Here is a 7932-nt window from a genome sequence, read left to right on the forward strand (position 1 = left end):
AACGATTTCATACACCACACAAAAGGACTTGACCAAACGAAGCTCAGCCGAATTCAATGAACCTAAGCTTCATCCGACGATTATGCCACAGCTCAGTTCCATGATTCACGCTTTTTTGGAGCGACCGCGGTGTGAGCTTTACGCACTATTGCCAGGTCAGGCGTTGATTTGACTCAAGGACCTCAAGTCGAGCCCAGGCAGAAACAGCGCGACCCATCGCCGCCAAAAACTTAGCCGCAGCGGCGTTGCGGTCGCCTGGCGGCTGCGCCCCCTCTAGGCGAAGGCGATCCGCTCTGAAAAGTAACAGGAAGCTTGCCGGCAAGCGAACTCCCCCTTGCGTATCAGCCTCGTTTGAGGCAACTCGCGACGGCGCGCTCAGCCAAGGGGTGCGGGCGCAACGTGCGCTGTGCGCCTCAGCGAGGCGCACACTCCCGGTTTTAGGTGCAAATTTACTGTGAGTTCACGGTGATGCGCTGGGCATCAGCCTATACTTAAGATCCAATCTAGGTATACCTTACCTACCTCAGACCCCCAGAGGTGCTTATGTCTGCTTCCCTGCTAACCAGAGATACGAAGACGGGATCGCCGACGCGATTACTGCTTGGCATGCTTTTCTGCGTGCTCCTCCTAATCTTTTCTCCGTTGCCCGCTCACGCTGACAGCAGCAAGTGGGACAGCATCGCCGATCAAATGGCAACCCAGCTTGAACAGGTCGCAGACCAGCACGAAGCCGGCGACGCAGAGGCAGTCCAAAGCACGATCCGCAAAGCGTATTACGAGCTGTACCAAGCCACCGGACTCGAGGATCAAATCAAACACCGTCTCGGCACCGACCGCACCGAAGGCTTTGTCTCCGAGCTGCTCGGCCTGCGCACGCTGTCGCAGCAAAACGCCTCCCCCGAAGAAATTGAGCAAGCCGCGGCAGCGGTCATTGAGCGTTTACGCACAGACGTGTCCGAGCTTCACGAAACACCCGAGCTGCAGGATCAGTGGACACGGGTAGCGATGAACATCACCGAGCTCGTTCAAACCGCCCAGGAGCGATACGCACAGGGCGACGGCGACGGCGCCGCTGAGGCCGCAAAAGACGCCTACCTGAGCCAGTACGAGGCGAACGGTTTGGAAAAAGCCACGATTTCCTACATTGGGCACTCTCGCGTGACGGAAGTTGAAGCGCTGTTCCAAGACCTCCGTCAGGCTGGCAAACAGCACTCCCTCAGCGATGCGGAGTACAGCGAACTCGGCGACCGGCTCATTAGCGCAGTCACCGAAGACGCCGCCGCCCTGGACCAACTCACCAGCGGCGACGAGCTGGGCTGGCGCGGGTTCTTCGCATCGTTCCTGATTCTGCTGCGCGAAGGCGCGGAGGCGCTGCTGGTGATTGCAGCGGTGACAACCTACGCAATTAAAGCAAACCGACGCGACCAGCTCAAAGGCATCGGTTTGGGCGTGGTTGCAGCGGTGCTGATCTCGGTTGGCTTGGCCGTGCTGTTCTCCTTCGTTGCCAGCACCGCAACGAGTGGTTTTGGGCAGGAGCTGCTCGAGGGCATCGCGGGTCTGCTCGCAGTGGTGATGCTGATTTGGGTTTCCAACTGGGTGCTCACAAAAGCTAGCGGCGAGAAGTGGGAAGCCTACGTTTCTCAAGCCGCTGGAGAAAAAACACGTACGGGAGGAGCGTTCGCGCTTGCCATGGTGGTGTTTCTCGCGGTGCTCCGAGAGGGCTTCGAGACCATCATGTTCTACGCCCCGATCCTCGCCGGCGCGAAAACCGGCGGTGATCACGTCAAGATTTGGCTCGGGGTTCTCGCGGCGGTCGTGATCCTGGCGATTCTGTTCTTGCTCGTGTGGAAGCTGGGCATCCGGTTGCCGTTCCAGCAGTTCTTCAAGTGGACTTCGATCCTGCTGGGCCTGCTTGCCATCACCATCGCCGGCGGCGCGATTAAAGAGTTCCAGGACGCAACCCTGGTTCCGATCCACAGGATCGACTGGGTTCCTGAGATCTCCTTCCTCGGGGTATACCCCACCCTTGAAACGCTCGCCGGTCAGCTTATCGTGGTTGCTCTTTTGGTCGCTTTGTGGCTGCTTGCAACTCGAAAGGAAAAAACTACTGACGCCGCTGTGGCTGCAGTGGACAACACAATTGAAAGGAACGATCAATGATCAAAAAGCTCACCCCCATCGGAGTCGGTCTGGCTCTGGTTATGAGCCTGTCCGCGTGCAGCGACGGCGGAATGAATCAGGGCTCGGAGACGGACGATCCGCACGCGGGTCACTCAGCTGAGGAACAAACTGACGACGCGGTCGTGGGTATTAACGAGATCCCGGTGGGCGACTCGGGTCCGCAGACCAATGGACCGCTGCAGATTGACCTGGTTTACTTCCAGGCGGTTGATATGGAGCACGGATCCATGGCGATGCCTCCCGCATCTGAGTCAGACATGCATTTTGAGATCGACGTCGCAACCACAGAGGAAGCCGCGGAGTGGGGTTACGAGGCCGATCAGTACCTGCCGTATCTCGACATCACCGTGATCGTCACCGAGAAAAACACCGGCGAGGAAATTGACCTGGGCACGATGATGCCGATGATCGCCTCAGACGGTCCGCACTACGGCAACAACATCAAGCTTGCACCCGGCGAGTACGACGTTGAAGTCAGTGTCCAGTCGCCCGGTGACAAGTTCATGCTCCACACCGGTAAGGACTCCTCGGGCGTGAAGGGTCGCTTCTGGCAAGAACCGCTGAAGTTCGAATTCAAGAACTGGCAGTGGGACGGCCAGCTGCTCTAAGTAGCGTGACTCGGCTTCGATCGGTCAGGATGCGTCTTCCCCCTTCCCCCGATCGAAGCTGAGGCCAGAGATATCAAAGGATTTACTATGCTGAAGCTCTTCGTCATCGCGATCCGTCTCGCGATGCCGCTGATGCTCACGGCCGCGATCCTGCTGAGCTCTCGCGGCTTCGCTCCGCGATCCCGCAAAATGGTGACCCGTGTCACGATACTCGTTTTCAGCGGTGGTTTATTGGCGGCTGCGGTTCTCGCTTGGCTTCGGCTCAACACACAGCTCATTGATATCCCGACCCTGAACGCGTGGCTGGGGCCACCGACGTTCCTGCTCGTGACGCTTTTCCTGGTGGCAATTTGGACACTCGGCGGACGAAATCTGCACGACGTCAACCAAACATGGCGCCACCGCTTCGTAACCGTCACCGCCTGGGCGGCGCTGCTTAGCAGCTCCGCTTTCTTCGGTTTCCCATACTTCTTCGGCACCGACGGCATCGTGCTCAAGGGGTCTTCTTTCTTCGAAACCGAAAGCTTGCAGCGTTTCGCCGGGTTTATCCTCGGTTCCGCGCTGGTGGTGGTGGCGTGTTGGGGCTATGTGGTCTCGGCGAAACGCGTGCCGTGGCAGCTGCGAGCGCTCGTTGCCACAGGGGTGCTTGGCGCTCTGGTTGTCCCCCGGATGCTGCTGTTCTACCAGCAGCTCGCAACCCGCAGGTTCGTGCCACAAAGCAGCGCGGTTTTCCAGTCGGTGCTGTGGGTGCAAAACAATCAGGCGATCATGTACCTCGCGCTTGGGGTGGTTATCTGCATCCCGGCGCTGGTGGCGGTGCTTTCTGGCAACTACCCGATAGCGAAAAACCCCGCGGAGGTGCGAATCAACCGGGCGGAGCGAACTTCACGGCGACAGTTCCTCGCGCTGGCCGCGTCCTCATCGGTCGCCTTCGCCCTGGCACTGACTGTCGGAAAGGCGCGTGCCGAGTACGTTCCAGAGCTTTCGGCAATTGAGCCGTCAGAGGTGGTCGGGCCGGAACTGCTCGTCGCGCGTGAACTGGTCGACGACGGCCACCTGCACCGTTTCGCATACCAGGCCTCCGACGGCGTAGAGGTGCGTTTCATTGTGATCAAGAAGAACGATGTTGCTTTCGGCTGCGGCCTTGATGCCTGTGAAATCTGCGGCCCCTCCGGCTACTACGAAGACAAGGGCCGAGTGATCTGCAAACGCTGCGACGTCATGATGAACATCCAAACGATCGGTTTCCCGGGCGGCTGCAACCCGATCCCCATCACACACGAGGTTCGCGAAAAGCACCTGGCTTTCCAGGTTGCCGAGCTTGAAGAGATGGCGAAGGTGTTCCGATAAATGTTTTTCTGGCGTATGGTGCAGCAGGCGCTGCGGCTCCACTTCCGTAAGCGCCTCCTCGTGGCGGTCACAATCTTCCTCGGTGCGAGCCTGACCACCTCCATGCTTGCGGTGATGTTTGATGTGGGCGACAAAATCAAAGCCGAGCTGGGGTCTTTTGGTGCGAACCTTCAAGTGCTTCCCAAGGGAACCTCGGTGGTTTCCGAAATGTACGGTACCCAGAGCGCTCACGGGGCGCTGCGCGAAGAAGAGCTCCCGAAGTTGAAAACCATTTTTTGGGCCTACAACATCGAACACTTCGCACCCCTGTTAAATGTTGAGGCCGACACCGGTGCGGGATCCGTTCCGGTTGTGGGCACCTGGTTCGACCACCACCTGGATGTTCCCACCGGAGAAGAAGTGAACACCGGCATCCAGGGTATGCGCGAGTGGTGGCAGGTAGACGGCAGCTGGGTCAAGGGCGAAAACGAAGCGATCGTTGGCCGCAGGCTCGCAGAGCAACAGGGTTGGGCGCTCGGTGACAGTGTTTCACTGCACACCGAAAACGCCAACCACAGCGTCAAAGTCGTGGGTATCCTCTCCTCGGGATCCGATGAGGATCGCAAACTCTTCACACAGTTACACACCGCACAGCTGCTCGCTGAACGACCCGGCGAGGTTGACCTCGTTGAGGTGCGCGCCCTGACCACCCCCGAAAACGAACTCGCGCAGCGGGCAGCACGCGACCCTTCCAGCCTGTCGTTGGAAGAGTGGGAAACTTGGTACTGCACCGCCTATGTCAGCTCAATCGCCTACCAGATTGAAGAGGTGCTCACCGACGCTGACGCAAAAGCGGTTCGCCAAGTTGCAGACAACGAAGGTCTTATCCTGAACAAAACGCAACTGCTGATGACCATGGTCGCCGTTTTCGCCATGGTCGCAGCCGCGCTGGGTATGGCGAACCTCGTAACCGCGTCAGTGATGGAACGATCCCGCGAAATTGGGTTGATGAAAGCGCTGGGAGCCAGGAACCAGGCGGTGGTGACGCTGCTGCTGAGTGAAACACTCATCGTTGGTATTGTCGGCGGGCTGTTCGGTTTCTTAACCGGGGTGGGGCTTGCGCAGGTGATCGGTGTGCTCGTTTTCGGATCCGCCATCACACTTCGCCCGGCTGTGATCCCGCTGATGATCGTGGTCACCTTTGCGACCGTGCTCATTGGCTGCCTGCCGGCAATACGGTCGCTGCTGAAACTGCAGCCGGCGCAGGTGCTGCACGGAAGGTAGTGCGATGAACCCACGCATCCGGATGTATTTGCGCATGGTTGGGCAGTCTTTTGCGCAGCGCGTTTCGCGGATCCTCATCGCGGTTTTGTCAATCGCGGTGGGAGCGGCAACCCTTTCTGGGCTGGGATTGCTGGCGTATTCAGTGCCGAACCAGTTAAAACAGGAGCTGCGTTCCTACGGGGCAAACCTTGTGGTGTTACCAACCGGCGCCGACACGCTCAGCGAGGCGGACATCACCGAAGCTGACGAGACCATCGGCGCTGCGGTGCTTGCGCGCGCCGCCCACAAGTACAGCAACCTGGTGTACAACAATCAGTCACTGTCGGCGCTCGGTGTGTCTCTGTCTGATGCGATGGCGGTGCGACCGTACTGGTCAATCGACGGGCAAACACCAACGGGTGATGAAATCCTCGTGGGTGAAAACATCGCCGACCGGTATCGTTTCAAAGTGGGAGAACAGCTCGATTTGAGGGGTTCGACCAGAGGTGAATCCGACGGGAAGCAGTTCACTGTCTCGGGGATCCTCCGCACCGGCGGTCCCGAAGATGATCTGGTCGTGCTGCCTATTGAAGCCCTGCAGGAGCTGTCATCAGAAGAGACAGGTTACAGCCTCATTGAATATTCCGCCGCGGGCTCAACAGCGGAACTGTCCGAGCTGGCGCAGCGGGTGATCGCGGCTTCGCCGAAACTCGACGCCGAAGTGGTGCAGCGGGTCAGCCAGACCGAAAGCGGCATTGCCGCAACCCTGCAGACCCTCATCTGGCTTGTCAGCATCATTATCTGCGGGTTGACAGTGATCGCAGTCTCGGCGACACTCGGCGCGATCGTCAACGAGCGCGCCAAAGAGTTCGGTCTTAAAAAAGCCCTCGGCGCGCAGCCGCACCATATCCTGATCGAACTCATCGGAGAGTCCACGCTGCTGGGCTTGCTCGGCGGCGGCCTGGGCATCACAGCGGGGATCTGGCTGGCTGAATTCGTGTCACACCGCGCCTTTGCCGTTGACTTGCAGTTCAACGCCCTCGCTGTTCCGATCACGGTGTTTGCAGCCTTGCTGATCACGCTCGGGGCAACACTGCTTCCGGCTCGCCGCATCTCAACTATCGAACCGCACGTTGTGCTGAGTGGGGAGTAAAACTGTGTCCGATACCGCACAAGAAAACAATTTTGACGGGCGTGGATCAGGTCCCGAACTGATCTACTCACTCCAGGGCGTGAGCCGGCACTACGGCGATGTGAAAGCTCTCGACAATGTGAGCCTTGACATCCGCCGGGGTGAGTGGCTTTCGGTCGTGGGCCCGTCGGGATCCGGAAAATCCACACTGATGAACATTTTGGGGTGCCTTGACAGCCCCACTGAGGGCCTGGTGCTGTTCGAGGGTGAGCATCTCGACAAGTTAGGTGAAGCAGAGCTCGCGCTTGTGCGACAGCGCAAAGTGGGGCTTGTGTTTCAGCAGTTCCACCTGGTCAGTCATCTCACCGCCCTCGAAAACGTGATGCTTGCGCAGTATTACCACTCTGTTCCTGACAGGGCTGAGGCTTTAGAAGCTTTAGAGCGAGTGGGGATGGGCGCCCGCGCAACACACCTGCCGCGACAGCTTTCCGGCGGTGAGCAGCAGCGAGTTTGTGTTGCCCGCGCGTTAATCAACCACCCCTCTGTGATCCTCGCTGATGAGCCAACAGGGAACCTCGACGAAGCGAACGAGAAAATCGTGATGGACTTCTTCCACCAGCTGCACGACGCGGGCACCACCCTCATTGTGGTGACCCACGACGCGCAGGTTGCTGACCAGGGTCAGCGCCAGATCATTTTGGAACACGGCCGCATCGTGCAGATCGTGTGAAGCGCTCACGCCTTCCGCAACCGCCGAAGCGGACAGCACCGCGGCAAGTGCGGAAAACTCGGGGACGCGCAGGTTACTCGGGAAGGTTCGCTATCGCGTAGTCGGCTTCTTCTTCGGTGAACTTCTCACCGTGTGAGCTGACGAGCTGATCACGAATGGCCGAGGGAGACATCGCCAGATCTTTTTGGTAGGTGATTGCCTTCTGCAGAGCGTTTTCTTTCCAGTCCGCTTCGACGTTGTCAATCGCGTACTGTGCTGCTTCGGCTGAGAACTGCTCGCCGTAGTCCGACGTGAGTTGATCGTAGATACCGGCCTTACTCATGTGTGCGGTGTCTGAATACAACTTGGCCTTCTTAAGTGCGGACTTGTACTCCTGCGGCACATCATCCGCGGGTGTTTCTTCAGCGGGTGCCTCCTCGGCGGCAGCCTCCTGAGTGACTTCTTCCGCTGGCGCAAAATCAGCTGGTTCGGTGGCTTCCGGAGAGCAGCCAACGAGACCGACAACAAGCAGGAAACCGGCAAGCGGGGAAGCAACAATCACACGTTTCTTGTTCATCATGAGATCAAATTAACAGGGGGGTGCCCCTATGTTTTTGTCAAGCTGTAACAGCGGTTTGGGGTTGGGGTCGTGGTTGGTAGAGGCTACCGGTCCGAAGAGTAGTGTCCAGTATGGTGGTGTACGGATCGGC

7 protein-coding genes are annotated in these 7932 nt (G+C 58.7%); 6 read left to right on the forward strand and 1 reads right to left on the reverse strand.

Annotation, left to right across the window (positions count from 1 at the left end; all coding sequences use genetic code 11):
- The first annotated feature begins 543 nt into the window (after positions 1 to 543).
- The 6 genes from HMPREF3172_RS00005 to HMPREF3172_RS00030 all read left to right on the forward strand — a co-directional run bounded on the left by HMPREF3172_RS00005 (position 544) and on the right by HMPREF3172_RS00030 (position 7243).
- Positions 544 to 2160, forward strand: coding sequence for an FTR1 family iron permease (locus HMPREF3172_RS00005; RefSeq protein WP_061941744.1), 1617 nt, complete (start codon positions 544 to 546; stop codon positions 2158 to 2160).
- Positions 2157 to 2789 carry an iron transporter gene (locus tag HMPREF3172_RS00010; protein WP_061941742.1) on the forward strand — a complete coding sequence of 211 codons (633 nt, stop codon included), beginning with the start codon at positions 2157 to 2159 and terminating at the stop codon, positions 2787 to 2789. The genes HMPREF3172_RS00005 and HMPREF3172_RS00010 overlap by 4 nt, the downstream gene beginning before the upstream one ends.
- A gap of 87 nt (positions 2790 to 2876) precedes the next feature.
- A complete protein-coding gene (locus tag HMPREF3172_RS00015; RefSeq protein ID WP_070514598.1) occupies positions 2877 to 4139 on the forward strand; it encodes a DUF2318 domain-containing protein in 1263 nt (420 codons plus the stop codon).
- Positions 4140 to 5402 carry an ABC transporter permease gene (locus HMPREF3172_RS00020; RefSeq protein ID WP_070514600.1) on the forward strand — a complete coding sequence of 421 codons (1263 nt, stop codon included), beginning with the start codon at positions 4140 to 4142 and terminating at the stop codon, positions 5400 to 5402. It abuts the gene before it with no gap.
- Between the two features lie 4 nt (positions 5403 to 5406).
- Positions 5407 to 6534 (forward strand): ABC transporter permease, encoded by a 1128-nt coding sequence (locus HMPREF3172_RS00025; RefSeq protein WP_083281325.1) that lies wholly within the window; start codon positions 5407 to 5409, stop codon positions 6532 to 6534.
- Between the two features lie 4 nt (positions 6535 to 6538).
- Complete coding sequence (locus tag HMPREF3172_RS00030) at positions 6539 to 7243, forward strand: ABC transporter ATP-binding protein (RefSeq protein WP_070514604.1); 705 nt, start codon at positions 6539 to 6541, stop codon at positions 7241 to 7243.
- A 73-nt stretch (positions 7244 to 7316) separates the two neighbouring features.
- On the opposite strand, the gene HMPREF3172_RS10205 is transcribed toward HMPREF3172_RS00030, so the two are convergent.
- Complete coding sequence (locus HMPREF3172_RS10205; protein WP_082784687.1) at positions 7317 to 7802, reverse strand: Ltp family lipoprotein; 486 nt, start codon at positions 7800 to 7802, stop codon at positions 7317 to 7319.
- Positions 7803 to 7932: the final 130 nt, after the last annotated feature.

The organism is Brevibacterium sp. HMSC08F02 (assembly GCF_001807555.1).
Classification (GTDB): domain Bacteria; phylum Actinomycetota; class Actinomycetes; order Actinomycetales; family Brevibacteriaceae; genus Brevibacterium; species Brevibacterium ravenspurgense.

What these genes read in the sequence shown, in the direction of transcription:
- HMPREF3172_RS00025 (WP_083281325.1), top strand. Translation starts at nt 5,407, where the DNA reads ATGAACCCACGCATCCGGATGTATTTGCGCATGGTTGGGCAGTCTTTT.
- HMPREF3172_RS00005 (WP_061941744.1), top strand. Translation starts at nt 544, where the DNA reads ATGTCTGCTTCCCTGCTAACCAGAGATACGAAGACGGGATCGCCGACG.
- HMPREF3172_RS00015 (WP_070514598.1), top strand. Translation starts at nt 2,877, where the DNA reads ATGCTGAAGCTCTTCGTCATCGCGATCCGTCTCGCGATGCCGCTGATG.
- HMPREF3172_RS00020 (WP_070514600.1), top strand. Translation starts at nt 4,140, where the DNA reads ATGTTTTTCTGGCGTATGGTGCAGCAGGCGCTGCGGCTCCACTTCCGT.
- HMPREF3172_RS10205 (WP_082784687.1), bottom strand. Translation starts at nt 7,802, where the DNA reads ATGATGAACAAGAAACGTGTGATTGTTGCTTCCCCGCTTGCCGGTTTC.
- HMPREF3172_RS00010 (WP_061941742.1), top strand. Translation starts at nt 2,157, where the DNA reads ATGATCAAAAAGCTCACCCCCATCGGAGTCGGTCTGGCTCTGGTTATG.